Source organism: Acinetobacter radioresistens DSM 6976 = NBRC 102413 = CIP 103788 (assembly GCF_006757745.1).
Lineage (GTDB): Bacteria > Pseudomonadota > Gammaproteobacteria > Pseudomonadales > Moraxellaceae > Acinetobacter > Acinetobacter radioresistens.
The window spans coordinates 529,802-555,780 of record NZ_AP019740.1 but is presented as its reverse complement, the minus strand read 5'-3'; the positions used below and the strand labels follow the sequence as shown (position 1 = coordinate 555,780).

Here is a 25,979-nt window from a genome sequence, read left to right as displayed (position 1 = left end):
TATATATTTTTTATAATTTTCTATAGCAACATTGAATGGCATTTCTGACAATGAATGGAACACTTTTAAACATTCATCACGCCACTTGCCGACTTTATTTTCCGGCAACCTGTACTTAATTTAATTCTATATGAAGGCATATTTTGCTTTTCTGACAGAATAGTGAGTTCATTAAAATAAGAAAATAGCAGTGTTCTTTAAAGTTCTAGGCAAAAAAGTGAATCATGGATAAAGCATATTAAACTGGTTAGCTACACTTAGTAGTGATAGATATTTTGTTAAATCTAGAGCTTTATCATAGTTTGAAAAAAATATAGAAATTTACAGAAAAAGTTTTTTCATCATTTTATCTGATGATGAACAGCTGATCTATTTCTATTTTTTGATTTAAATTGCACTATTTTTGGGCATAAATACAACAAGAGTTAAGACTGTATAAGTTAAATTTCTATATAGTGATTATTCTGCTGTGTTCTGATCAAGCAAAACTTTCTCTAATAAATGATCTTAACAAATTGACTTATTCCCCAAGCTTTAAGGATTAATGACTTTTTTATATTTTCTCTCACCACGGTAAAACTTTATAATTCAAGTATCGATACGTTTGCCGCTCTGGCTGTATCAGGCAACGTGATTAAACAAGACTATAAAATGAAATTCTCCATTACCCGGATACAGCTTGGCTCCCTGTTTGCCATTTGCTCTGCTTTTCTATTTAGTACCAAAGCAATTTTTATCAAGCAGACTTATGCTCTTTCTCCACTGGTTGACGCTACGCTATTGATGGCGCTGAGAATGGCGAGTGCCTTGCCCTTTTTTCTTGTTATTTGCTGGCTGAATCGTCACCGTAATCAGGATATCAGACCGCGAGAATGGTTATTACTGGTGTTGGCGGGCATACTTGGCTATTACCTTGCCAGCTGGCTTGATTTCTTAGGATTAATGTTTATCAGTGCCTCATTGGAAAGGATTATCCTGTTTTTATATCCAACTCTAACGGTACTGGCTTCTAGTCTGATTTACCGGCAAAAGCTCGCTCCAAAAATGCTTTTTGCAATTTTACTCAGCTATAGTGGTACAGTTTTAGTGATGTTACAGGAACATCAGTCTGGTCCTGAAAACTCTTTATGGTTAGGTGCAGGACTGGTTTTTGCCAGTGCTGTGGCCTTTTCAGCTTACCTTTTGCTTACACCGCACCTAATCCATAAATTTGGTTCCTGGAATTTTACAGGCCTAGCCCTGAGTGTGGCTTGTAGTGGTACTTTAATACATTATTTTCTTGCTACCCCCCAACCTTTAGTACTGATTACACAGTTACCTGCCTCTGTGATCTGGTACGGTATTGCACTAGGAATTCTGGTGACAGTATTGCCTACTATTTTACTCATGCAGAGTATAGAGCGATTGGGTGCAGCGCAATCAGCCATGATTGCCTCTATTGGACCAATTTTGACACTGCTTCTGGCCGTAGTATTTTTAGACGAATACCTGAATGGCTGGCAGTGGCTAGGATGTATCTTAAATATTGTTGGTGTAATGATAATTACATTAAGTAAGCGAAAGCTGCAGCATTGAATTTTACTTTTATGGAAGTTAGATATTCTGCTTGTCTATAATAGTTATTTTCATAATGTGCTAAAAGAGTGCATGAAGAATCTTAAATAACTGCGTATCAAAGTAGAATAGCAGCAACTTGATGTAAGCTGGAGCTGCCCTGCATCTCTATAGCAAATACAGTTTCAGAAAAGTAACCGCCAGATTTGGCCATTTTTTAATTCCGGAAAAGTAAAATGGATAACTCTCAGGATATTAGCCAGAACAGACCACTGCTCTGGCTAATGGCAATCGCATGTGGGCTATGTGCAGGAGTAAATTATTATTGTCAGCCACTGGTACATTCTATTCAGCAATATTTTGCCGTAACTGAGGCCCAAGCAGCTTTAACTGTTACTTTTGCTCAGGTCTCTTATGCGCTAGGCTTGCTGTTTATTGTACCTTTAGGGGATATTCTCAATAAAAGCAGATTTATTCCTTTACTCATGTTTTTTGCTGCTATTGGTCTGCTTCTTTGTGGTTTTGCTATCAACCTGCCTATGCTCTGGGTTGGCACTGTTATAGCAGGTCTGTTTTCAGTTGCTGCTCAGGTGCTTATTCCACTGGCTACCATGGCGGTTCAACCGGAAAAGACCGGAGAGGTTGTTGGTTTTTTAATGAGTGGCCTGTTAATTGGGATACTTCTTTCAACCAGTCTGGCAGGCGTATTATCCAATCTATTTGAATGGAACATTATTTATTTGGCTAGCGCGGTCATGATGTTATGCCTGGCTTACCTGCTAAAAAGTCGGCTGCCTTATGTCATGCGTTTCAAGATGGGCTATCTGCAAATCTTTAGTTCAATGGCCAGCCTGATTAAAGAAGAAAAACGTCTGGTCTTACGCTCACTCGTCGGTGGGTGCGCATTCGCTTCGGTCAGTACACTTTTTTCAACAATTGCAGTATTACTTTCAGGGCCTGCATTCCAGCTACCTGACTTTATGATTGGCTTGATACCTCTTATGGGGATATTTGGTGCCTTATCCACCCAGTGGATTGGTAAACAGGCAGATAAAGGTTATACCCGGATTCTTACCTGGATCGGTTGCGGGCTATTAGGTATCAGCTGGATTGCATTTTATTTTACCCAGTATAGCTTAATAAGTTATATCACCGGCTTCGGTATAATCCATCTAGGTTTGGCAATAGTGCATAGCTGCAACCAGAATATTGTCTTCCGGCTACGCCCAGATGCCAAATCCCGTTTAAATGCCATTTACATGACCATGTATTTTATTGGAGCTGCGGGCGGTTCTGCATTAGGGATTTATGCTTGGCATCATGGGGGATGGCTGATGACCTGTCTCGCTGGTTTCTCTTTGGCTCTAGCTGCAACAGTATTTGCCCTGATTGACCAGTTGATCAAGCATGAGCCGCAGCAGGCTTAAAAAATTTTGATCACCTAGAAACTAGCAAACAGCAACTTGAGGATAAAAAGGCTGCTGGCTATGGCTAAAACATTCTCCATGTTCCAGCATGATTAAAATTAACACAGGAAGCAATGTAGTCAGGATACGGGAAGCCAGCTCATTCAGCTCAGCCTGTAACTGGCTTTTGCAGGTGATGCCACCTTGCAGAATTTGAGTATGTAGCGTTATTAATCTTGCAAATACTATTTCTAGTAATGCAGCAGTGTCTTTATGTCTGAATATCTGTTCACAGTTTTGCTGCTCCTGTAAATCTTGCATCTGCCATTCTGGCTGTGTTAGCTGGCCATGACGATATTGCCAGTAGGACTGCCGGCTATATTGACTCATCAGGTAAGTCTGTATAGCTGAATAAAGCCTTCCCCATAAAGTTCGCTCAAGTTTCCCTTCTACATCATATTGCAAGAGTGATTTTAAAAATAGGCAGAGTTCTTCTTGATGTGAAATTTGGTTTATTTTTGAAGTCACATATAGGGCCTGTAAGCTAATCCACAGGCTAAGTATCTTTAGCTCGAGATTTTCATCGAGATCAATCGATTGCTTCAACCAGCTGATGCTACGCTGCATCCGCAAATTAAAATGCTCAGGATATTCGGCTTTTTTTGCTCTGAAAACCTCTTCTAGCACTAACATTGCCTACCCCACTTATGATTATTTTATCTTGTCTATATTTTTAAAATAGCGCTAAAGCTGAGGTTACTTCAAATACTTATTGTGACCAGAGGTTAATTTTATTTTATACCTCGTGATTTGGCCCTACAGTTAAAAGCTTACCCTGTTGTATCAGATCTAAACCCCGTATAATACGCCTCTTCGTTTTTCTGTTAGCTTCAGGTCCGGATATGCAAATTCTTCAGTCACCTCAGCCTCGTATTTCGGTTGCGCCGATGATGGACTGGACGACCCGTGACTACCGTTTCTTTGCTCGCCTGTTTAATCCAAATGTGATCCTTTATACTGAAATGGTCACGACTGGAGCGATCTTATTTGGAGATGCTGGCCGCCATCTAAATTACAATCAAGAAGAACATCCGGTTGTACTCCAACTCGGTGGCTCTAACCCAAAAGATTTGGCCACATGTACAAAGATGGCTGAGGACTGGGGTTATAATGAAGTTAACCTGAATGTCGGCTGTCCAAGTGACCGGGTACAAAATAATAAAATTGGTGCCTGCCTGATGGCAGAGCCTGAGCTGGTGGCAGAATGTATTTCAGCGATGCGCCAGGCAGTTAATATTCCGGTTACGGTTAAACATCGAATCGGAATTGATGACATGCAATCTTATGAAGAGATGCTGCATTTTGTGGACACAGTAGCAAAAACTGGTTGTAATAATTTTATTGTGCATGCCCGTATTGCCCTATTACAAGGATTATCTCCAAAAGAAAACCGTGAAGTTCCACCTTTGCGTTATGAGGATGTCTACCGGTTAAAACAGGAACGTCCTCACCTCACGATTGAAATTAATGGCGGCGTTAAAACTTTAGCTGAGACACAAGAGCACTTGAAACATGTAGATGGTGTCATGATTGGCCGTGAAGCCTACCATAACCCTTATCTGCTGGCCGAATTAGGTGAGCTCTGGAATTTACCCATGCCAGACCGTTTTGAAATTATGGAACAGATGCTTCCTTATATTGCCAAACGGCTAGAAGAGGGTGCACCACTATCTGTGATTACCAGGCATATTTTAGGTTTATTCCAGTATTTACCTGGAGCCCGAAAATGGCGTCAGGCTTTAAGTGGAGGGAATGCCAAAACTTATGCTGATGTCGAAAGTGCGATTCAGAATATTAAGGCTGCCATGCAGCGCACTGAAGATTACCTGAAAGAACAACATATTTTTTAAACTTTAAAGCCCCTGTTTAAGGGGCTTTATTTCTAAAAGCATATTATAAAATACAAGCAGTAGCGTTACTGTTTTGCCTTAATTGCTTCAAGTTTTCTCAAAACCTCTGCGACTGCCACCATGGCAAAACTTGAAGTTACCACCACAGCAGAACCATATCCTCCACAGCGCAGCCCTGCACTAGCACAAACTTCGCTACTGGAAAACGGATTATCAATTGAATAAATACAGGTAATCCCGAATTTCTCTTTTGGCTTTTTGCAAATTCCTTTACTGCGTAACTGGGTACGTAGTTTAGCCAGCATAGGGTCCTGTTCGGTTTTTGACAGATCTGCCACTCTGATTTTAAGCGGATCAAGCTTGCCTCCTGCTCCACCAGAAACAATTAGAGGGATTTTATTAAAGCGGCAATGCAGCATGAGGGCCAGTTTAGCTTTGACATCATCAATACAGTCCAGTACCAGATCAGGCGCCATGGCAAGTATCTCTTTTACATTGTCTGAAGACAGGTAGTCATCAACCAGGTTGACCTTAATTCTGGGATTAATGGAATAGCAACGTTCAGCCATGACAGCAATTTTTTCCTGTCCCAAGGTAGCGGTCATAGCAGGTAACTGTCGATTAATATTAGATGCAGCTACCACATCCATATCGACCAATGTCAATTCACCTATGCCGGAACGGGCCAAAGCTTCTACTGCCCAAGAACCTACACCGCCGATTCCAATCACCATAACATGACTGTGTTCATAGTAATTAAATGCCTCATCTCCATAGATTTTGGCCACACCCGCAAATCGGCGCTCATATTCATCGTTTTGGAGAAGTTCAGTCATTACATTCCATGAAAATATTACAGATCACTCTATTTTAACGGGAATGACCTCAGTGTGACAGCTCATAAGATCCAAAAAAATTCTGCTGTCTGAACCATACAAATGATATGAAGCTCAGGCAACTACTCTTCAGGAAGCAATCAAATGCCGAAGCACATAATGGAGAATGCCACCGGCCTTAAAATATTCGACCTCATTAACAGTATCGATACGGCACAGAACCTTAAAACTTGACTGCGTTCCATCAGGTTGTTTCAGCTCTACCCTTAGTATCTGCTGCGGCGACAAGTCATCAGATAAACCATGAATTGACAGAATTTCATCACCATTAATATTGAGTGAAGTCCTGCTTTCATCTGGCATGAACTGTAAAGGTAACACTCCCATACCCACCAGATTGGAGCGGTGAATTCGCTCAAAACTCTGGGCAATAACAGCTTTCACTCCCAGTAAATTAGTTCCTTTAGCTGCCCAGTCACGTGATGAACCTGTGCCATATTCCTTGCCTGCTATAATAACCAAGGGTGTGTTTTCTGCCTGATATTGCATGGCCGCATCATAAATAGACATTTTCTTATGGGTAGGTATATGGAGTGTATTGCCACCTTCTTCACCACCCAGCATTTCATTTTTAATCCGGATATTGGCAAAAGTTCCGCGCATCATTACTTCATGATTACCACGGCGTGATCCATACGAATTAAAGTCTTTTGGCTCTACACCCAGTTCCTGCAAATAACGGCCTGCCGGGCTGTCTTGCTTGATATTTCCCGCCGGTGAGATATGGTCAGTAGTGACTGAGTCCCCCAGAACAGCCAGTATTCGTGCTTTTTCAATATTTTTAACCGTTTGTGGGAGCTGATCAATTTTTTCAAAAAACGGTGGATGACGGATATAGGTAGAGTGCTCATCCCACTGATAAGTTTTAGTTTCGGGAATTTGCAGAGATTTCCAGTTTTCTTCACCTTCAAAAACAGCCGCATATTCTTTATGAAACATTTGGGTATTTACATAATGCAAAGCCTCTTCAATTTCAGCTTGGGTCGGCCAGATATCCTTCAAATAAATTTTTTCGCCATTTTTTCCTTCACCAATCGGTTCAGAGCTTAAATCAGTGCGAATATTTCCAGCCAGACCGTAGGCGATCACCAAAGGAGGAGATGCCAGCCAGTTTGTTTTTACCAGTGGATGAACACGCCCTTCAAAATTACGGTTCCCAGAGAGTACGGCGGCTACATTTAAGTCAAAGTTCTGGATTGCCTCTTCGATAGGTTCTGGCAAAGGGCCTGAATTTCCGATACAGGTGGTACACCCATACCCTACCAGGTTATAACCTAGCTGATCGAGATAAGGCATCAGTCCAGATGCTTTCAAATAATCAGTCACAACTTTGGAGCCTGGAGCCAGAGAGCTTTTTACCCATGCTTTCCGTTGCAAGCCTTGTTCTACTGCTTTTTTAGCCAGCAAACCTGCTGCCAGCATGACACTCGGATTTGATGTATTGGTGCATGAGGTAATGGCTGAGATCACCACATCACCATGAGAGAGGAAGTAATTTTTCCCCTCTATTACGCAGCAAGGATTAGAGTGGGGTAAATTGGCCTGTTCTGCCTCAACAGCTGTACCACCGCCCCCTTCATTTTCCAGTCGTTCCTTTTCAGCTTTAGCAGGCTTTAAATGCAGATCCATGAGTGCCTGAAAAGTATGAGGCACATCAGAAAGTGCCACTCTGTCTTGTGGACGCTTTGGTCCAGCCAGGCTTGCTTCGACTGTACTTATATCCAGGGTTAACGTATCAGTAAAGACCGGTTCATCTCCTGTCTCGCGCCATAGGCCCTGCTCTTTACAATAGGCTTCAACCAGTTCAATCCGTTCAGCATCTCGGCCGGTCAGGCGTAAATAACCCAAGGTGACCTCATCAACCGGGAAAAAACCACAAGTTGCACCATATTCGGGGGCCATATTGGCAATAGTGGCACGGTCCGCCAATGGCAGTTCCGCCAAACCGTCACCATAAAACTCGACAAATTTTCCAACCACCCCTTTCTGGCGTAGCATCTGGGTAATCGTCAGTACCAGATCTGTAGCTGTAATTCCTTCGCGCAGTTTTCCGGTGAGCTGAAAACCGATCACCTCAGGAATGAGCATGGAAATGGGCTGTCCTAGCATGGCTGCTTCTGCTTCAATTCCACCTACGCCCCAGCCCAGCACTCCCAAACCATTGATCATGGTTGTATGGGAATCTGTTCCTACCAGCGTATCTAGAAAAGCAAATTCTTTTCCATCTGATTCACCAGTCCATACAGTCTGTGCGAGATACTCAAGATTGACCTGATGACAGATTCCTGTGCCTGGAGGAACGACGCTAAAATTATTAAAAGCAGATTGCCCCCAGCGCAAAAACTGATAGCGCTCGCCATTGCGTTGCATCTCTACAGCAACATTGGCTTCAAAAGCATATTCATCTGCAAAATGGTCAACCATAACAGAATGATCAATCACCAGATCAACAGGGCTTAGCGGATTAATCTTTTCTGGATCAGCTCCTGCCTTTTCGACTGCTGCACGCATGGCAGCCAAGTCAACTACAGCTGGTACTCCAGTAAAATCCTGCATTAGAACCCGCGCTGGCCGATACTGAATTTCCTGAACCGAACTGCGATTCTGCTGCCATGCAACTAAAGCCTGTATATGTTCCTGCTTTACTGTAATCTGATCTTCAAAACGTAGCAGGTTCTCGAGTAATATTTTTAAAGATTTAGGTAGCCTGGTAAAATCATCCAGATGCTGCTGGGCCTGTCTTAAACTGAAGATCTGATAATTTTTTTTTGTTGTTTTTAAAGTCGTCAGTGAATTAAAACTATTAATTGTACTGTACTTAGCCATACGGCAATCCTCCGGCTTCAACTTTGTTCTTGTCAATCATGCTCCATTTAATGTATGCCAAGAATAGGAATACAGTGTTATTGATTAGTTAATATCTGATTTTACGTTTCTAGTTCTTCGTCGGTTTCTGGCTTATATGCAAGGCAGTGAATGAGTTATGCCATAAAGTTTTGGCTAATTCCTCATGTGAGATTCCAAATATTACAGACAGTTCATCCAGTACATAAGTTAAATTACCAGGTACATTACGGGTACGCTGTTCGGTTGAAGTCTGGCAACATAGAGGCGTCATATCAGGACAATCTGTTTCAATAACCAGATGTTCAGGTCCTATATCTTGCACCACTTTTCTTAATTTTTTTGCATTGGGATTAGTCACCTGCCCTGTAATACCCAGTTTAAAACCCAAGTTTACAAATGCTTTTGCCTCTTCAATACCGCCACTAAACGCATGGGCAATACCGCCCAGTTTAAATTTGTGTTTCTTGAGTAAGTTCAGTACATCAGCATGTGCTTTACGGATATGTAACAGCACCGGTTTATGATGCTGTGCTGCCAGCTCGAGCTGTGCAGAAAAATAATCCTGCTGCTTTTGAAAAACTTCTGGCTGCTTATGCTGTTTAAGTAAAGTATCCAGACCGATTTCCCCTACAGCGACACTCTCATGAGTTTTTAGTAGATTTTCCAGCCGATTCAGATCTGAAAACTGATGCTGTTCAATATAAAAAGGGTGCAAACCTGGTGCGAGATAACTCTCTGGTGCATCTTTTAAACTATTCATATAATGATGGGTATCAACCAGGTCATTAAAGCGCGACTCCACAAAACCGATTAATACCAGCTTTTCAACTCCGGCTGCTTTAGCCTGATAGGCCAGATGTTCACGGTCTGCGTCAAAATCTGGCACATCAAAATGTGTGTGAGTATCAAATAACGCCAGCCTGCCCATAAATTATTTGTCCGCTTCGGGCGTAGCCGGAACTGCAGTAGTTTTGATATCTGGTGGCAAGTATTCTGTTTTGATCACATCCTGTAGCTCACTGTAGGGTACTACAAGACGTGGCAGGCCAACCACATAGGGACCAATTTCATATTCTCCATATTGTAAAATCAATCCCTGCTTGGCTAAAAAGAAATTATTAGAGAGCTTGAATTTCCAGACCTGTTCATATTCTTCTACACTACTGGCGAGCTTGTTCTCCATCACCCAGTTCTGGAAGGCACTATAAAATTTCTTTTCCAGTACTGCCTGTTGATTGCCATTTAAAATATCTTTTAGCTGTAGCTGCTGCTTCTTCACAAGATCAAAATTATAATATTGCTGAGATGCTGAGCCATGGGCACCGCCCAGGTAACTGCTAGTATTTAACACAACTGTCACCAAGGGACCTTTACTTTGAAGTACCTTGGGCGCCACGGTCAGACTGATCTGCTGGTTGGCACTTAATGTCTTGATTTCACGGTCTAGATCTAAAAAGACATCGGCATAACGCTGCACCTGAGCGTCAAAGTTTTGCTGATCAATTGGGGTAGTGGTTGAATTTGTCCGACTGATTTTAGGTTGGCTTTCAGCAGTATCTTTTTTTGACTGAACTTCTGAATTTTCAACCGGTTTTTTTACCATTTCACTGACGTCAAGAATCTGCGCCAGACTGCTTAAAACAGCCTGGTCTACTGCATCATCTACAAAGGCGTAATTAGAGCTGAGGCGTTTTACATCAAACTGTGGGCAGGTATTACCTTTACATTCCGGCATAGTGACAATCACATCAACCTGTTTCGCCTCTAGAACCGGTTCTCTCTGTTGAGGCACCGCAGACTTTTGTTCAGTCTGTGGCTTTTGTTCCGGTTTATCCTTCGGCTGGCATGCCGTTAAACCTATAACTCCGACCAATAAACTTAAGCTTAATACCTGTTGAGTTCTTAACATTGCTCCCCACCCATTTTCGTCTTACTTTAGACCGCCTTGTATTAGCCTAATGGCTTCATTCAGTAATTCACAATTTTTTTTGTATCTCAACTTAAAACATTTGTTGATATATTTCAGGTTTAAGTATCTGCTGAGTCTGTTTGCGGTTCAGATAGATATCCAGCTGGCTGGCTTCAGGCGCTATCTCATGTGCACGATAATGTATACCAATCCCTTCTTCATCAAAAAACCAGTCTGACTGAGACCAAGATAATTTTTTAGGAGTATCTTTACGAACCTCGGCTGTCTCTTTTTCTAACCAGTCCTGATAATGCTGCTGAACCAAGGTGTTTAATGTAGTTTTTTGCTCAGGCTTTAAAATATCATTTAAACTCAAAGCTTTCTGGACTTTGCGGTCTGCTACAAAAAAATATTGCCGGTCTTTAATAGTTAGTTCTTCAATTTTACTGTCTATGCCTATTTGCAACAGTACATATTGATTACGCTGTGATGCAATACGAGTCTTCATTTTCAGCTCGTATGCACGGTTTTTAGAATATTTCGCCTGCCACTGATCTGAAGCTTTTATAAAAGCATTGACTGCCTGTTGTAAACTCAAATTCTGATTCAGATCAATCTGCTGCTGAATAATCTGTGCCTGATTTTTAGCGATCCACTGATTTAGCCAGACATCCTGAGTATTGATAGTTTGAATATCGATATCAATACAGTTTTTCTTTTCACAAAATGGCAAAGCATACTCAGCACGTTGCTCTTTAATATTTAAATAAGGAAGCACATCTGCCTGATCTATTACTTTTTCAGCATAATGTTGCTGGCCTTTTGACTCAGGGGCCTTATGTTTTTCTTCACAGCCCATAAGGCTTAGTACCGAGCAGATCAGGATAAGTGTAAAGTAGGGCTTGTTACGCATTTTATATTCCTTCTGCTCAATGAACTTTATAATAAAACAGCCTCCGAAGAAGCTGTTTTATATCATGACTATTTAGTGTTCACGTGTATTGCGGAATTCAATATCTGGCCAGCGTTCCTGCATGAGTTGCAGATTTACCCGACTCGGCGCCAAGTAAGTCAAATGTCCACCGCCATCTACAGAGAGCTGATCATGAGCTTTTTTCTTGAATTCATTCAAGATTTTTTCATCATCACAGTAAATCCAGCGCACCGTATTAATACTGACCGGCTCATAAATACAGTCCACCTTATATTCTTCCTTGAGGCGATAAGCCACTACATCAAACTGTAGTACCCCGACTGCTCCCACAATCAGATCATTACTGATCTGTGGCATAAATACCTGAGTTGCACCTTCTTCAGAAAGTTCTTTCAGCCCCTTTTGTAGCTGTTTGGATTTTAGAGGGTCTTTAAGACGGACTCGACGGAACATTTCAGGTGCAAAGTGTGGAATACCGGTAAAATGCAGACTTTTGCCCGAGGTAAAAGTATCACCAATCTGAATAGTCCCGTGATTATGAAGCCCAATAATATCACCCGGCCATGCTTCTTCCAGATGCTCACGTTCACCTGCCAGAAAGGTCAGTGCATCACTGATCCGCACTTCCTTTCCAATACGGACATGATTCATCTTCAGACCTTTTTCATATTTACCTGAACAGATTCGCATAAAGGCAATCCGGTCCCGATGCTTTGGATCCATATTTGCCTGAATCTTGAAAACAAAACCAGAGAATTCTTCTTCAGTCGCTTCAACTACACGCTCCTGTGCCGGATGTGCCTTAGGCTCAGGTCCCCAACCAATAAATGCATCCAGCACGTGATCTACACCGAAGTTGCCCAATGCAGTACCAAACAGCACAGGTGTCTGTTTACCTTGCAGGAACAGGTCACGGTCAAATGGATCGCTCGCCATTTGTACCAGCTCCAGCGACTCTTCAAAAGCAGCAAAGGCCAAATCACCTACTTTTTCACGAATATCGGGATGATCGTAGCCGTCACGTACTTCAATCTCAGTAATCACTGAGCCGAAGCCATGCTTGTATAGGTACAGCTTGTTTTCCGCAATGTGATATACCCCGGCAAAATCACGCCCCATACCCAAGGGCCAGGTAATTGGCACACAACGGATTTTGAGAACATTTTCAATTTCGTCAAGTAATTCTAGGGGCTCACGGATTTCACGGTCCATTTTATTGACGAAAGAAATAATCGGCGTATCACGCATCCGACAGACTTCCATTAATTTAATGGTTCGCTCTTCTACACCTTTCGCCCCATCAATCACCATTAATGCAGAGTCAACGGCTGTCAGTGTACGATAGGTATCTTCCGAGAAATCTTCGTGCCCTGGCGTATCAAGTAAGTTAATTACATGATTTTTATAGGGAAACTGCATCACCGATGTAGTAATCGAAATTCCCCGCTCTTTTTCCATTTCCATCCAGTCAGAAGTCGCTGCACGGTCCGACTTACGACTTTTAACCATACCTGCTACCTGAATAGCTTTACCCCATAACAGGAGTTTCTCGGTCATGGTCGTCTTACCGGCATCGGGGTGCGAAATGATGGCAAAAGTCCTGCGCGCCTTTACCTGACTGATTAATTCATCTTTAAACATTGATAAAAATCTGCATTTGTACACATCCTGTCTAAAACATCAACGTGATGTTCTGAAAGCATGTGAGAGAAAAATTTGAAATTGGCGCAATTGTAGCAGATCAAGACTGCTTTTAAATCGGTAGTTGTATGGCAGTTTTATTTTTGAGAGTTTTTATCTTTTAGAGTTGAACGCTTTGTTTATAAACTTTTAAGCGCTCAACCTCAACAGGCGCACCTAATAGATAACCTTGTAATTGCTGACAACCTAAACGTGTCAGAATTTCCGCCTGCAGTGGTGTCTCCACACCTTCGGCGGTGACAATCAAGCCAAGTTTTGTCGCTAACTGAATAATACTTTCCAGAATAATTTCTTCTTTATTCCCTGGCTTTAACCCGACAATAAAACCTCGATCAATCTTCAATTCATCTACAGGTAAATCTTTTAAATACAGCAGACTTGAATGTCCGGTACCAAAATCATCAATCGCAAGACGGATACCCATTTTCCTGAGCCGCTCAAAACTACGAATACTCAGTTCAATATGATGCATGGCAGTAGATTCAGTAATTTCAATAATCAGGTTATTTGGCTGGATCCTGTACTTTTCCAACAGGTTTTCCAAGGTATCAAACAGCTTCTGATGCTCAAATTGGATTGCAGAGAGATTAACAGCAACCGGACAGAGGCTGATTCCATTTTGTTCCCAATACTGGATCTGTTTGCAAGCTTCCTCAAGCGCCCAATATCCCATCGGAATAATCAGACCGGTTTTTTCAGCCCCTTCTATAAACATATTAGGGCTAAGCAGGCCCAAGGTAGGATGCTTCCAACGAATTAAAGCTTCTACCCCACAAACTTCATAGGTTTTAGCTGAAAATTTAGGTTGATAAAACAGGATAAATTGCCGCTCTTCTACAGCTTTATACATATCATTAATCAGTTTAGACTGACTTTGAGCTTCATACTGATGCACAGAATAACTAAAGACAGCATAGGTATTGCGACCCTGTTCTTTCGAAGCCAGCATAGCAGCATCTGCATTGATCAACAGATCCTGCAAATTAGTACCATGCTCTGGATAAATCGCAATACCGATACTGCACGAAATATTGATTTCCTTGCCTGCGATCAGATAGCTTGCCTGAATCAGGCTTAAAACTTTTTCAGCATAATAAATGGCACGTTTACGTCCAGTATTTTCAATGATCAGGAGAAATTCATCTCCCCCTACACGTAACAGTTTAGCCTCAGGGCCAAGATTTTGATGAATACGGGCAGCTACCTGAATCAATAACTGGTCACCTACCTGATGGCCAAAAGCATCATTTACTGCCTTGAAACGGTCCAGATCAATATATAAAAAGGCAAAACTCTTTTTATTTATTTTATGCTCAATAAATAAATATTGGGCATAATCTAGCAGAAAAAGGCGGTTAGGAAGCCGGGTCAAATTGTCCTGAACAGCCAGGTTGGCCAGTTCTTTATTAATTTCCATAAGGCGCCGGTTACGTTCTTCCAGACGCTCTTCCAGAATCGCTACCAGAAATGCTGTCATGAGTACCAGACAGGTAATAAAAACAATAGTAAATAATAAGAGTGTACGTCCTGCCTGGTAATGTTCCAGAACTTCAATCTGTCCACCGGTATAGAAAACGACACCAGCCATGGCAATATAATGAACACTGGAAATACTGAGTGCAAATACCAGTGCTACACCCAGTTTAACACAGAAGCGGTATTTAGTGGCATGCTGATATTTAAAAGCCAACCAGAATGACAATCCTGTTCCCAGTATTCCAACTAACACTGAAAGAATTACCAGCAAAAGCTGGTAATAGATCATATAGCCATGCAGGATGAGACCCATCATCCCGGTATAATGCATACCAGAGATTCCAAGTCCCATCACTACTGCAGCAAGTACCAAACGTGGTAGGGACAGAAATTCACGAGAAGTTAACCAGAGTGCAAAGATAGAAGCAGCGGAAGCAACTAAATATGAAACGATGGTTAAGGCAGGGTCAAATACTGACTCTTGGGAAAGATGCACAGCGAGAAGCCCGGCAAAATGCATTGAACAGATCGCCAGGCCTAAAAACAAACCGCTCCCGGCAAGAACTACATTATGATACTTAGGAAAAGTATTTTGAATTAAAAGCTCACGTAGCGAGATTGCAATATAACAGACGGCTACGGCCACCAAGACCGAGCCTAACACCAGTATGCTGTTATAATGCATATGAACCATAAACAATCCAAAACAAAATGATAATTATTCTTCTTGCAATTTAAGTACCTTAAAGCATACCTGTTATGAGTAGCGTAAAGAATTGGTAAGATTATTTATTCCTGTATTTAGGTTAATTCTTTTTATTTTCATTATCAATTAAATAATTTCTTAAATAATGCTTTAAAAATTACCTTTCATCTGGAAAATTCTATAGAACGTTAAAATAAAAATAAATGACCAGAAAAACAGCACAAAATAATAGATGATTTATTTTCCAGTCCTTTTTAGCTTATCATTTTAAAACTCATAATAGCCATACATCCAATATGAAATATGTATTTTGGAACCCGGTAAATTTTTTCGTTAACTTAGCCTGAAGTTATTTTTAAATTTGGTATTTTATAAGTCTTGAGAACAATTAAAAAAGATCATTATTCAAAAATTTTAAGTCTCAAGATGTTTATCATGAAGTAGAATTTAAGAAAGAGTACTTAATAAAAAATTAAAAACAGAATATTTAATAACCACTAACTAGGTATTCTAATTTTTTCACTTATAAAATAAAAACCCTACATAATGCAGGGTTTTTATAAATAAAGACAGAAACTTAGTTTTTCTCTTTATCAACAATCTTGTTAGCTTGAATCCACGGCATCATTGCACGAAGTTTATTGCCTGTTACTTCAATACCATGAGCAGCATTTTGACGGCGACGCGCAGTCATAGACGGATAATTTAAGGCGCCTTCCTGAATAAACATCTTCGCATATTCACCTGACTGAATACGTTTTAATGCATTACGCATTGCTTCACGAGACTGTTCATTAATAACCTCAGTACCAGTCACATATTCACCATACTCAGCATTATTTGATACTGAATAGTTCATATCTGCAATACCACCCTCAAACATCAAATCTACGATCAGTTTAAGTTCATGCAGACATTCAAAGTAAGCCATTTCTGGTGCATACCCTGCTTCAACCAGTGTTTCGTATCCCATTTTAACCAGTTCAACCGCTCCGCCACAAAGTACAGCTTGCTCACCAAACAGGTCAGTTTCAGTTTCTTCGCGGAAAGAAGTTTCAATGATACCAGTACGGCCACCACCTACACCCGAAGCATAAGACAACGCAACATTACGTGCATTACCTGAAGCATCCTGATGGATCGCAATCAGATCAGGAACGCCTGAACCACGCTGGAATTCTGAACGTACGGTATGGCCTGGTGCTTTCGGTGCAATCATGATGACATCAAGATCTTTACGCGGAACAACCTGGTTATAAAGAACAGAAAACCCGTGGGCAAATGCAAGTGTTGCACCTTCTTTAATATTTGGTTCAATAACATCGCGATAAAGTTGTGACTGGAATTCGTCTGGAGTGAGGATCATAACCAAATCAGCCTGTTTGACTGCTTCAGGAACTTCTGAAACTTTAAGGCCAGCATTTTCTGCTTTTTTCCAAGAGGTAGAACCTGCACGCAGGCCAACCGTAACGTCTACTCCAGAATCTTTCAGGTTCAGTGCATGTGCGTGGCCTTGTGAACCGTAACCAATAATCGCTACTTTTTTGCTCTGGATGATTGATAAATCACAGTCTTTATCATAAAAAATTTGCATTTGTTATCTCCACTATAATGCTTTTTAAATTTAGTTAGATGGTTAAAACTTTTTCGCCACGCGCGATGCCTGATACACCAGAGCGAACCACTTCAAGAATGGTATTCTCTGCAAGTGCATCAATAAAACCATCTATTTTTTCTGTTGTCCCTGCAATCTGGATGGTATAGGTGGTCGGGGTTACATCCACTACCTGGGCCCGGAAGATGTCTGCGGTACGCTTGATCTCGGCTCGCGCTGCACCTAATGCTTTGACTTTAATCAGCATCAGCTCACGTTCAATATGAGCACCTTCAGACAGGTCGACCACTTTTACTACTTCAACCAGCTTATTCAACTGCTTGGTAATCTGTTCGATCTTATGGTCATCACCATAAGTTGTTAAGGTCAAACGTGACAAGGTTGGGTCTTCAGTTGGTGCCACGTTAAGGGTTTCAATATTGTAGCCACGCTGACTGAACAAACCGACCAGACGGGAAAGCGCGCCGGCTTCGTTCTCTACGAGTACAGAGATAATATGTCTCATTTCGTGCGCTCTCCTTTTGTCAACCACATATCTTGCATAGACTGACCTGCAATCAGCATAGGATATACATGCTCAGTACGATCTACCATGACATTGATGAAGACACACTTGTCATTGATCGCCATCGCTTCGGCTAGTTTAGACTCCAGTTCATCTGCATGATCAATTTGGATTCCAACATGACCATACGCTTCCATCAGTTTTGGAAAATCAGGTAAGGACTCGACATAAGAACTAGAATGACGACCTTCATAATTCATATCCTGCCACTGTTTTACCATACCAAGTGCACGGTTATTCAGGCAGAGAATTTTGACATTCAGGCCATACTGTTTACAGGTTGATAATTCCTGAATACACATCTGGATAGAAGCTTCACCAGTAATACAAACCACCTGCTGTTCTGGACAGGCCAGTTTGGCAGCCATGGCATATGGTAAACCTACGCCCATGGTACCCAGACCACCAGAGTTGATCCATTGACGTGGCCGCTTGTACTTATAATAAAGTGCAGCAAACATCTGGTGCTGCCCTACATCAGAAGTAATAATGGCATCTCCATTGGTCAATTTGCACAGGGTTTCTACTACCTGTTGCGGTTTCATTGAACCATCATTAGCCATTTGATATTTCAGGCCGTGTACCTTGCGCCATTCATTGATCTGGCTCCACCAGTCAGCAATTGCTTCAGGATTCGGCTTGGAAACATTCATCTGCTTCAACTGGGCCAGCATTTCCTGTAGTACCGGCTCTACTGCGCCTACAATTGGAATGTGCGCCATAATCGTTTTTGAAATGGTCGCAGGGTCAATATCAATATGAATAACTTTAGAATTTGGGCAGAATTTTGCCGGATTATTGGTAACACGATCATCAAAGCGCGCACCAATCGCCAGAATTACATCAGCATTATGCATCGCCATATTGGCTTCATAAGTTCCGTGCATACCTAGCATACCAATAAACTGAGGGTCATTACCCGGGAATGCTCCCAGTCCCATCAGGGTATTAGTTACCGGATAACCCAGAGTATGTGCCAGTTCAGTCAGCAGATGAGAAGCATTGCCCTGTACTACGCCACCGCCAGTATAAATTACTGGACGTTTAGCCGAGATCAGTTCGTCAATTGCTTTACGGATCTGACCTGCATGACCACGTGAAGGCGGCTGATAAGAACGCATCTTCACTTTTTCCGGATACTCGTAGGCAAATTTTTCAGCCGGATTGGTCGCATCTTTAGGAATATCAACTACAACAGGACCCGGACGTCCAGATGCTGCAATATAGAATGCTTTTTTAATAATTGCCGGAATTTCACTGGCATGACGGACCTGGAAACTGTGTTTTACGATTGGACGGGAAATACCGACCATATCTGTTTCCTGAAATGCGTCTTCACCGATGAGATGGCTTGCAACCTGGCCAGACAGAATGACCATTGGAATTGAATCCATATAAGCAGTTGCAATTGGAGTTACAGTATTGGTTGCGCCTGGACCTGAGGTAACCAGAACTACACCAGTTTTACCGGTAACACGTGAATAAGCATCAGCCATATGACCTGCAGCCTGTTCATGGCGCACGAGGTAATGCTTGACTTTGTCTTGTTGAAATAGCGCATCGTAGATATGTAAAACTGCGCCGCCTGGATATCCAAAAACATGTTCAACGCCTTCATCCGCGAGTGCGCGAACGAGCATTTCACCACCAGATAAAAGTTCCAACGTGATTCACCCTAATCTTATTTGCATTATCATATGGAAGGCATAGATAAGTGCTTAATTCATTAACTGTCTGCACTGTTATAGCACACATATTTCATAGTTTTTGCCGCAATAGGAAAAAATTCTGATCGGGCTGCTGTTTGAGCGGCACAGTGATCTAAAACATGCTGGGATAAACATATTTTACGGTTTTGTACATCTCCTCGGCTAGAGGAAATGCCCATTGCGTATCATGTCATTTATTCGAAGGGTGATCGAACAGATGCATATAAAACCTGAGCAAGCATTTTTCTTGTTTCAGACTGTAAAGTCAAGATGAAAGATTGGCTTTTTTTGCTCAATAAATAGTTCGAACAATTTTTCTACTATTTTCTTAAAAAAATTATAAATATATTTTTTAACAAATAGAATCAGTATTTTAATTATAAAAAAAAGTTTAAGCTCTCTTAAAAAAATTGAATATAAAAAGTTATATGTATAATTCTCTGTATAAAAAATTACCCATATTCTTCTTTCTAAATTAAATATAATGAGGCAGATTAGTCACTGATAATTACTACCTATTTAAACAGGTGTATTTTAATAGTATCTATTGCTTGGAAACGCTAAACCCTTCTCTGATTTTTATAAGGATGAAAGCCATGGTATTGAGTTCATTAAAGCGTAAAAGTTTGATACATCTAATTATTATCAGTATGGGTGCAGGCCTTAGCCAACCGTTATTAGCACAGCAATATTATAAATGGGTAGACCGTAAAGGGACAACTCACTATACGACCACTCCACCGCCCAAAACAGCCAAGAAAAAAGGCAAAGTGGAAACTTATGGCTGGCATAATTCAGCCCCACTCAATACAAACCAGCCTAATACTCAAGATAGCCAAGCTGTCGCATTGCCGCAGAATATGCAGACGCCACAAGTTAATTCTGTACCATCCAGTAATTCTCAGCAAAATGGACAAACGCAGGCTATTCCAGTCCTTCCTGCTGCTGCCCCTCAAACACTGGCAACTCCTTCAGAAAATGTGAATCAGCAGCCTCGTTAAGCCAATCTTTGATTAAAGTACAACTTTTCATAAAGAAAGCATCTGCAAAATTCACATTTAGGTATATTTTGCGCTATGCTTTCCACAAAATTTTTATTGCTGTTCATTAGACGTTTATGACTACTCACATTGACCCTGAATATCAAGCGAGCGCGATTGAACCTCAAGTCCAACAAGACTGGGATAATCGTAAAGTATTTAAAGTTGCCGATACGGTTGAAGGTAAGCACCGTTACATCCTTTCGATGTTCCCTTACCCAAGTGGCAAACTCCATATGGGTCATGTGCGTAATTATACGATTGGCGATGTCATTAGCCGATTTTATCGTCTGAAGGGTGAAACCGTGCTTCAGCCTATGGGTTGGGATGCGTTTGGCCTACCTGCTGAGAACGCGGCAATTGCACATAAAGTTGCTCCAGCAAAATGGACATTTGAAAATATCGCTTATATGCGAGACCAATTAAAAAAACTCGGCCTGTCTGTAGACTGGGATCGTGAATTTGCAACGTGTACACCAGAGTACTATCACTGGGAACAATGGTTGTTCGTTCAGCTTTATAAAAAAGGTTTGATCTACCGTAAGCTTTCAACAGTAAACTGGGATCCGGTTGACCAAACAGTTTTGGCCAATGAACAGGTAGAAAATGGCCGCGGCTGGCGTTCTGGTGCATTGGTTGAAAAACGCGATATTCCAATGTACTACTTCCGAATTACGGATTATGCACAAGAATTACTAGACGATCTGGACACGCTCAAAGACGGCTGGCCTCAACAAGTGTTGACCATGCAACGTAACTGGATCGGTCGTTCTACAGGTATGGAAATTACTTTCCCATCTGCCAATACCGAAATTTATGCTGACGGCCTAACTGTTTATACAACACGTGCTGACACGCTTATGGGCGTGACATACGTGGCGGTTGCAGCAGAACACCCTCTTGCGCTTAAAGCTGCTGAAAATAACCCTGAATTGGCTGCATTTATTGAAGAATGCCGCATGGGTTCAGTTGCAGAAGCTGACTTGGCTACAGCCGAGAAGAAAGGTATGACAACAGGTTTGTTTGCAAAACACCCTGTAACTGGCGAAGAGCTTCCTGTCTGGATTGCGAACTACGTATTAATGTCTTACGGTTCTGGCGCAGTGATGGCTGTACCAGCACATGACGAACGTGACTTTGAATTTGCTAACAAGTTCAACTTGCCAATTAAGCAAGTGATTGATGCCAAGGGCACTGATGATGCAGAGTATTCTGCAACTGAATGGCAAGAATGGTACGGTTCTAAAGAAGGTAAACTTGTTAACTCTGGCGAGTTTGATGGTTTAGAATTCCAGGCTGCATTTGATGCATTCCTTGCGAAATTAGAGCCACAAGGCTTAGCAAATTCTAAAGTTCAATTCCGTTTACGTGACTGGGGTGTTTCTCGTCAACGTTACTGGGGTTGTCCAATTCCAATGATTAACTGTGATACTTGTGGTCAAGTCACAGTTCCAGAAGACCAACTTCCGGTTGTATTACCAACTGATGTTGTTCCAGATGGCTCAGGTAACCCGCTTAATAAAATGCCTGAGTTTTTCGAGACCAAATGTCCTTGCTGTGGTGGCGATGCACGCCGTGAAACAGATACATTGGACACATTCGTAGAATCATCTTGGTACTACGCACGCTATGCATCTCCAGATTTTACTGGCGGTATGGTTAAACCTGAAGCTGCTCAAAACTGGCTTCCAGTCAATCAATACATTGGTGGTGTTGAACACGCGATTCTTCACTTACTTTATGCACGTTTCTTCCACAAGTTAATGCGTGATGAAGGTGTTGTACAAGGTAATGAGCCATTTACCAACTTGTTAACTCAAGGCATGGTACTTGCAGATACTTTCTATCGTGAAGCAGAAAATGGTAAGAAAACTTGGTTTAATCCTGCTGATATCGAACTCGAACGTGATGAGAAAGGCCGTATCATTTCTGCAAAATATACAGGGGATGGTCAAGAAGTGATTATCGGCGGACAAGAAAAAATGTCCAAGTCAAAAAATAACGGTATCGACCCGCAAGCGATTATTGACCAGTACGGCGCAGATACAGCTCGTGTATTCATGATGTTTGCTGCCCCACCAGATCAGTCACTTGAATGGTCGGATGCAGGTGTTGAAGGTGCAAACCGCTTCCTGAAACGGGTATGGCGTTTAGCCACTGGCTTCCTTGAAAAAGGTAACAATGCATCAAACATCGACAAAACTGCATTGTCTGCTGCCGCGCAAGACTTGCGTCGTAAAACACATGAAACCATCCAGAAAGTTAGTGATGATATTGAACGTCGTCATGCATTTAACACAGCCATTGCGGCAATGATGGAACTGTTGAATGCCAATAACAGGTTTGAGGCAAAAGATGATAATGATGTGGCAGTTGCACGTGAATCTATCATGGCACTGCTTACATTGCTTGCTCCTTTCGCGCCACACTTAAGTCAGACATTACTGGCCAAGTTTGGAAGTGATTTAACCGCTGCACTGTTCCCTGTTGTGGATGAGTCTGCATTGGCTCGTAATACGCAGACTATTGTGGTACAAGTAAACGGTAAACTTCGTGGCAAACTTGAAGTTGCTGTCGATATTTCTAAAGAGGAACTGTTGGCTCAGGCCAAAGCCCTGCCAGATATCCAGCAGTTCCTGACAGGACCAACCAAAAAAGAAATTGTTGTGCCAAACAAACTGGTTAACTTGGTCGTTTAATTAAATATATAGCAAAGGGGAAATGGCATGCACCTGGCCCAACGTTTAGCAGCAATTGTTTTAACTTTAGGCTTAAGTGCAGGCCTGGTTGGCTGTGGGTTTCATCTCAAAGGAACAGAACCTACAGCAATGCCTCTGGCCTATCAAAAATTAAGTCTTGTCTTGCCTGCAAATGCTGAAGAGCTACAGAGTCAGTTAAGTATTTATCTGACTGCCGCAGGCATTCAGCTGACCAATTCACCAAATGCTTATGTACTTCGGGTAGTAGAATATACACCAAGACGCCAACTGCTTAATGGTAAGCTCACGGAGGTTTTACTGCGTCTGACTGTCACCATCCAGATTGAAGATCATCAGGGTAATCCGGTCACCGAACCACGTACCCTTACTGCATCACGCAGCTACCAGTATGATGTGGAAACTGTAAATACAGATAATCAGGAAGAAGGCTATTTACAGCGGCTACTAATTGATGATATTGTCCAGCAAATCAGTCGCCAGATCAGCTCTAACCGCTTGCCGCGTATACAGAATGTATCCTGACAGCCTGTAAATACAGTTTATGAAAATTGATTACCTCCAAGCTTTAAAACGTGTCACGGATGCTCGCGGTACGTGGATCCTGCACGGGCAGGAACCATTACTGGAACAGAACCTGCTTGATGCATTTCGCCAGTCATGGCAGGTACAGGAAACTGAACGGCAGCGTTATGATATTTCCAGTGTTTCTGACTGGAAGCATGTCTTTAACGCACTTAATAGCCTGTCATTATTTTCACAGCATCTTGCCGTTGAAGTACACGGCAATATCAAACCAGATGCTGGCGCCCTCAAGCAGCTGAAAAACTATATCCAGCATAATGAGTCTAACCTACTGTTAGTGGTGATGCCAAAGCAGGACAGTAGCAGTCTCAAATCTGCCTTTTTTCAAGTAGTTGAGGCAAATGGTGTAGTGGTGCCACTAGTGGCGAATTATCCTAAGGAACGCCAGCAGATTTTAAGTATTGAGGCAGAAAAGCTAGGTATCCAGCTGGATCAGGAAGCCTGGCAGTGGCTCATGCAGCACCATGAACATAATCTGCTTGCTGCAAAAAACAGCCTGATGCGTGTTAGTGATACGTTTCCCGAACAGCGGTTAATTCTCACTGAACATTTATATGCCTGTTTACAGGACCAGTCACGTTATAGCACCTATGATCTGAGCGATGCTTTGTTAGCTGGCAATCTGGCACAGTCAATCCGTATTTTCCAGTATCTGCTGGCCTCAGGTGAACCCATGAGCCTAATACTCTGGACTATTAGCCGTGAAATGCGGCTATTGATGCAGTTATTTGAGCAACCACAGAATGCACTGCAACTGGGCATCTGGAAGACTAAAATCTCCAGTTACCAGCAGGCTTTACGCCGTCTTAATCCGAGACAGTTTTTAACCTGGCCGGGTTTGCTGTTGCACATTGATGCTGCAATTAAGGGCATGAGTGAAGAAAATGCCGAGCATCTCTGTCAGCAGGCAATTGCCGAACTATGCGGTGTTAGCCTATTTGAATACTCAGCCTGATTAAAACAGTTGAGTAAATGTAACTCATTATCAGATATTTAAAAAAATTCAATATTTATCCTCATTTTATTCTTATACTTAAACAAATTTTTTCCCTTAACCTGAATCATCATGCGAAAAATAAAGCCAACCAAAGCGATTATCATCGCAGTCAGTATTGCCATAATTGCAGCCCTTGCCTGGTATTTTCTGAAGCCGGAACCTGAACAGCCGCAATATATTACCGCTGAGGTCACACGCGGCAATATTGAAGATTCGGTACTGGCAACAGGTATCCTGGAAGCGACTCAAATGGTTAATGTCGGGGCCCAGGTTTCTGGTCAGGTCAAAAAAATGAATGTGAAACTGGGAGATCAGGTAAAGCAAGGCCAGCTGATTGCACAGATTGATTCGATTCGTCAAGAAAATGAAGTTAAGACTGCTGAGGCGAATATCAAAAACCAGCAGGCGCAGCTGGCGGTCAGACAGGCCAATCTGGCTAAAGTTGAAGCTGAGTACCAGCGCCAGCGGAACATGTACGCACAGGATGCTACCTCACGTGCTGAATATGAATCTGCTCTCGCCAGTTATCGTACTGCTCAGGCAGAAATTGCAGCAATTAATGCCCAGATTGAACAGTCGCGTTTAACCTTAGCTACTGCGCGTGAAGATTTAGGCTATACCCGCATTGTAGCACCAATGGATGGTACTGTCGTTGCGATCGTGACTGAAGAAGGTCAGACCGTAAACGCAAACCAGAGTGCACCTACCATTGTTAAGCTGGCAAAACTCGACAATATGACTATCAAGGCTGAAATTTCTGAAGCTGATGTAATGAAAGTAGAGCCTGGCCAAAAAGTCTATTTTACGACACTAGGTGATAGTGAAACTAAACACTATGCCAGCCTGCGTCAGGTTGAGCCTGCGCCAACCTCAATCAATTCAGAAACTACCAATAATACTTCAAGCTCATCCAGTACTGCAGTGTACTATAACGCACTATTTGATGTGCCCAATGAAGATGGCAAGCTGCGTATTGATATGACTGCACAGGTCTACATTATTCTGGCAGAAGCCAATAACGTGTTAACTGTACCGGCTTCTGCCCTTACAACTGCCAACCGTCCACAACGTACACGTGGTGAAGGCAGTAGCGCAGCAGGCGGTGATAAACGCCCAGATAGAAATACTGATAATAAATCTGCAAACCCGAACCGCCCGCAACGTCTTAACCTGACTGCCGAGCAGCGTCAACTGGTGGCACAAGGTAAAGCCAAACTCTCGAGTGTCAGGGTATTACAAGCTGATGGTAGTAGCCGTCCACAACAGGTACTGGTGGGTCTGAATAACCGAGTCACTGCAGAAATTATTGCAGGGCTCAAACAGGGTGATCAGGTCATCATTGCAGATGGTTCCGATAACTCGAATGAAAATGCCAAACGCAGTAACCGTGGCGGCCCAATGAGAATGTAAGC

At 42.1% G+C, this 25,979-nt stretch carries 19 protein-coding genes; 8 read left to right on the top strand and 11 right to left on the bottom strand.

The genetic code is table 11. From position 1 onward, the window contains the following. The first annotated feature begins 651 nt into the window (after positions 1-651). Positions 652-1,575 carry a DMT family transporter gene (locus ACRAD_RS02555; RefSeq protein WP_005023465.1) on the top strand — a complete coding sequence of 308 codons (924 nt, stop codon included), beginning with the start codon at positions 652-654 and terminating at the stop codon, positions 1,573-1,575. A gap of 215 nt (positions 1,576-1,790) precedes the next feature. Further along, positions 1,791-2,981, top strand: a complete 1,191-nt coding sequence (locus tag ACRAD_RS02550; protein WP_005023463.1) for an MFS transporter — start codon at positions 1,791-1,793, stop codon at positions 2,979-2,981. A 21-nt stretch (positions 2,982-3,002) separates the two neighbouring features. Here ACRAD_RS02550 and ACRAD_RS02545 read toward each other — a convergent pair whose 3' ends face one another. Continuing rightward, positions 3,003-3,653: a HEPN domain-containing protein gene (locus ACRAD_RS02545; protein WP_005023461.1), complete on the bottom strand. Its 651-nt coding sequence runs from the start codon at positions 3,651-3,653 to the stop codon at positions 3,003-3,005. Positions 3,654-3,862: 209 nt separating this feature from the next. Between ACRAD_RS02545 and dusA the strand changes: the two genes are divergently transcribed. Beyond that, positions 3,863-4,870 (top strand): tRNA dihydrouridine(20/20a) synthase DusA, encoded by a 1,008-nt coding sequence (dusA, locus tag ACRAD_RS02540; protein ID WP_005023458.1) that lies wholly within the window; start codon positions 3,863-3,865, stop codon positions 4,868-4,870. Between the two features lie 65 nt (positions 4,871-4,935). On the opposite strand, the gene ACRAD_RS02535 is transcribed toward dusA, so the two are convergent. The 10 genes from ACRAD_RS02535 to ACRAD_RS02490 form a co-directional block, all read right to left on the bottom strand. Next, the gene (locus ACRAD_RS02535; protein WP_005023457.1) at positions 4,936-5,706 is read right to left on the bottom strand and encodes a tRNA threonylcarbamoyladenosine dehydratase; all 771 of its coding nucleotides are present in this window, start codon (positions 5,704-5,706) and stop codon (positions 4,936-4,938) included. 129 nt (positions 5,707-5,835) lie between these two features. Further along, positions 5,836-8,592: an aconitate hydratase AcnA gene (gene acnA, locus ACRAD_RS02530; protein WP_005023454.1), complete on the bottom strand. Its 2,757-nt coding sequence runs from the start codon at positions 8,590-8,592 to the stop codon at positions 5,836-5,838. Between the two features lie 109 nt (positions 8,593-8,701). Continuing rightward, on the bottom strand, positions 8,702-9,541 hold the full coding sequence (locus ACRAD_RS02525) for a TatD family hydrolase (RefSeq protein WP_005023452.1): 840 nt from the start codon (positions 9,539-9,541) through the stop codon (positions 8,702-8,704). A gap of 3 nt (positions 9,542-9,544) precedes the next feature. Continuing rightward, positions 9,545-10,522 (bottom strand): RsiV family protein, encoded by a 978-nt coding sequence (locus ACRAD_RS02520; RefSeq protein WP_005023450.1) that lies wholly within the window; start codon positions 10,520-10,522, stop codon positions 9,545-9,547. 91 nt (positions 10,523-10,613) lie between these two features. Next, positions 10,614-11,435 (bottom strand): DUF3298 domain-containing protein, encoded by an 822-nt coding sequence (locus tag ACRAD_RS02515; RefSeq protein ID WP_005023448.1) that lies wholly within the window; start codon positions 11,433-11,435, stop codon positions 10,614-10,616. Between the two features lie 72 nt (positions 11,436-11,507). Further along, positions 11,508-13,097, bottom strand: a complete 1,590-nt coding sequence (locus ACRAD_RS02510) for a peptide chain release factor 3 (RefSeq protein ID WP_005023445.1) — start codon at positions 13,095-13,097, stop codon at positions 11,508-11,510. Between the two features lie 160 nt (positions 13,098-13,257). Beyond that, positions 13,258-15,327 carry a bifunctional diguanylate cyclase/phosphodiesterase gene (locus ACRAD_RS02505; RefSeq protein WP_005023443.1) on the bottom strand — a complete coding sequence of 690 codons (2,070 nt, stop codon included), beginning with the start codon at positions 15,325-15,327 and terminating at the stop codon, positions 13,258-13,260. 589 nt (positions 15,328-15,916) lie between these two features. Continuing rightward, the gene (gene ilvC, locus ACRAD_RS02500) at positions 15,917-16,933 is read right to left on the bottom strand and encodes a ketol-acid reductoisomerase (protein ID WP_005016389.1); all 1,017 of its coding nucleotides are present in this window, start codon (positions 16,931-16,933) and stop codon (positions 15,917-15,919) included. A 34-nt stretch (positions 16,934-16,967) separates the two neighbouring features. Next, a complete protein-coding gene (gene ilvN / locus ACRAD_RS02495; RefSeq protein WP_005016393.1) occupies positions 16,968-17,459 on the bottom strand; it encodes an acetolactate synthase small subunit in 492 nt (163 codons plus the stop codon). Then, on the bottom strand, positions 17,456-19,183 hold the full coding sequence (locus ACRAD_RS02490) for an acetolactate synthase 3 large subunit (protein WP_005016394.1): 1,728 nt from the start codon (positions 19,181-19,183) through the stop codon (positions 17,456-17,458). The genes ilvN and ACRAD_RS02490 overlap by 4 nt, the downstream gene beginning before the upstream one ends. A gap of 641 nt (positions 19,184-19,824) precedes the next feature. Between ACRAD_RS02490 and ACRAD_RS02485 the strand changes: the two genes are divergently transcribed. The 5 genes from ACRAD_RS02485 (at position 19,825) to ACRAD_RS02465 (ending at position 25,977) form a co-directional block, all read left to right on the top strand. Then, on the top strand, positions 19,825-20,229 hold the full coding sequence (locus ACRAD_RS02485) for a DUF4124 domain-containing protein (RefSeq protein WP_005023440.1): 405 nt from the start codon (positions 19,825-19,827) through the stop codon (positions 20,227-20,229). A 116-nt stretch (positions 20,230-20,345) separates the two neighbouring features. Next, the gene (leuS, locus tag ACRAD_RS02480) at positions 20,346-22,967 is read left to right on the top strand and encodes a leucine--tRNA ligase (protein WP_005023438.1); all 2,622 of its coding nucleotides are present in this window, start codon (positions 20,346-20,348) and stop codon (positions 22,965-22,967) included. 27 nt (positions 22,968-22,994) lie between these two features. Further along, complete coding sequence (locus tag ACRAD_RS02475) at positions 22,995-23,510, top strand: LPS-assembly lipoprotein LptE (RefSeq protein WP_005023436.1); 516 nt, start codon at positions 22,995-22,997, stop codon at positions 23,508-23,510. Positions 23,511-23,529: 19 nt separating this feature from the next. Next, positions 23,530-24,525, top strand: coding sequence for a DNA polymerase III subunit delta (gene holA / locus ACRAD_RS02470; protein ID WP_005023431.1), 996 nt, complete (start codon positions 23,530-23,532; stop codon positions 24,523-24,525). Between the two features lie 111 nt (positions 24,526-24,636). Continuing rightward, entirely contained in the window at positions 24,637-25,977 is a 1,341-nt protein-coding gene (locus ACRAD_RS02465; RefSeq protein ID WP_005023429.1) for a MacA family efflux pump subunit, read from the top strand. Positions 25,978-25,979: the final 2 nt, after the last annotated feature.

What these genes read in the sequence shown, in the direction of transcription:
- ACRAD_RS02555 (WP_005023465.1), top strand. Translation starts at nt 652, where the DNA reads ATGAAATTCTCCATTACCCGGATACAGCTTGGCTCCCTGTTTGCCATT.
- ACRAD_RS02550 (WP_005023463.1), top strand. Translation starts at nt 1,791, where the DNA reads ATGGATAACTCTCAGGATATTAGCCAGAACAGACCACTGCTCTGGCTA.
- ACRAD_RS02545 (WP_005023461.1), bottom strand. Translation starts at nt 3,653, where the DNA reads ATGTTAGTGCTAGAAGAGGTTTTCAGAGCAAAAAAAGCCGAATATCCT.
- dusA (WP_005023458.1), top strand. Translation starts at nt 3,863, where the DNA reads ATGCAAATTCTTCAGTCACCTCAGCCTCGTATTTCGGTTGCGCCGATG.
- ACRAD_RS02535 (WP_005023457.1), bottom strand. Translation starts at nt 5,706, where the DNA reads ATGACTGAACTTCTCCAAAACGATGAATATGAGCGCCGATTTGCGGGT.
- acnA (WP_005023454.1), bottom strand. Translation starts at nt 8,592, where the DNA reads ATGGCTAAGTACAGTACAATTAATAGTTTTAATTCACTGACGACTTTA.
- ACRAD_RS02525 (WP_005023452.1), bottom strand. Translation starts at nt 9,541, where the DNA reads ATGGGCAGGCTGGCGTTATTTGATACTCACACACATTTTGATGTGCCA.
- ACRAD_RS02520 (WP_005023450.1), bottom strand. Translation starts at nt 10,522, where the DNA reads ATGTTAAGAACTCAACAGGTATTAAGCTTAAGTTTATTGGTCGGAGTT.
- ACRAD_RS02515 (WP_005023448.1), bottom strand. Translation starts at nt 11,435, where the DNA reads ATGCGTAACAAGCCCTACTTTACACTTATCCTGATCTGCTCGGTACTA.
- ACRAD_RS02510 (WP_005023445.1), bottom strand. Translation starts at nt 13,097, where the DNA reads ATGTTTAAAGATGAATTAATCAGTCAGGTAAAGGCGCGCAGGACTTTT.
- ACRAD_RS02505 (WP_005023443.1), bottom strand. Translation starts at nt 15,327, where the DNA reads ATGGTTCATATGCATTATAACAGCATACTGGTGTTAGGCTCGGTCTTG.
- ilvC (WP_005016389.1), bottom strand. Translation starts at nt 16,933, where the DNA reads ATGCAAATTTTTTATGATAAAGACTGTGATTTATCAATCATCCAGAGC.
- ilvN (WP_005016393.1), bottom strand. Translation starts at nt 17,459, where the DNA reads ATGAGACATATTATCTCTGTACTCGTAGAGAACGAAGCCGGCGCGCTT.
- ACRAD_RS02485 (WP_005023440.1), top strand. Translation starts at nt 19,825, where the DNA reads ATGGTATTGAGTTCATTAAAGCGTAAAAGTTTGATACATCTAATTATT.
- leuS (WP_005023438.1), top strand. Translation starts at nt 20,346, where the DNA reads ATGACTACTCACATTGACCCTGAATATCAAGCGAGCGCGATTGAACCT.
- ACRAD_RS02475 (WP_005023436.1), top strand. Translation starts at nt 22,995, where the DNA reads ATGCACCTGGCCCAACGTTTAGCAGCAATTGTTTTAACTTTAGGCTTA.
- holA (WP_005023431.1), top strand. Translation starts at nt 23,530, where the DNA reads ATGAAAATTGATTACCTCCAAGCTTTAAAACGTGTCACGGATGCTCGC.
- ACRAD_RS02465 (WP_005023429.1), top strand. Translation starts at nt 24,637, where the DNA reads ATGCGAAAAATAAAGCCAACCAAAGCGATTATCATCGCAGTCAGTATT.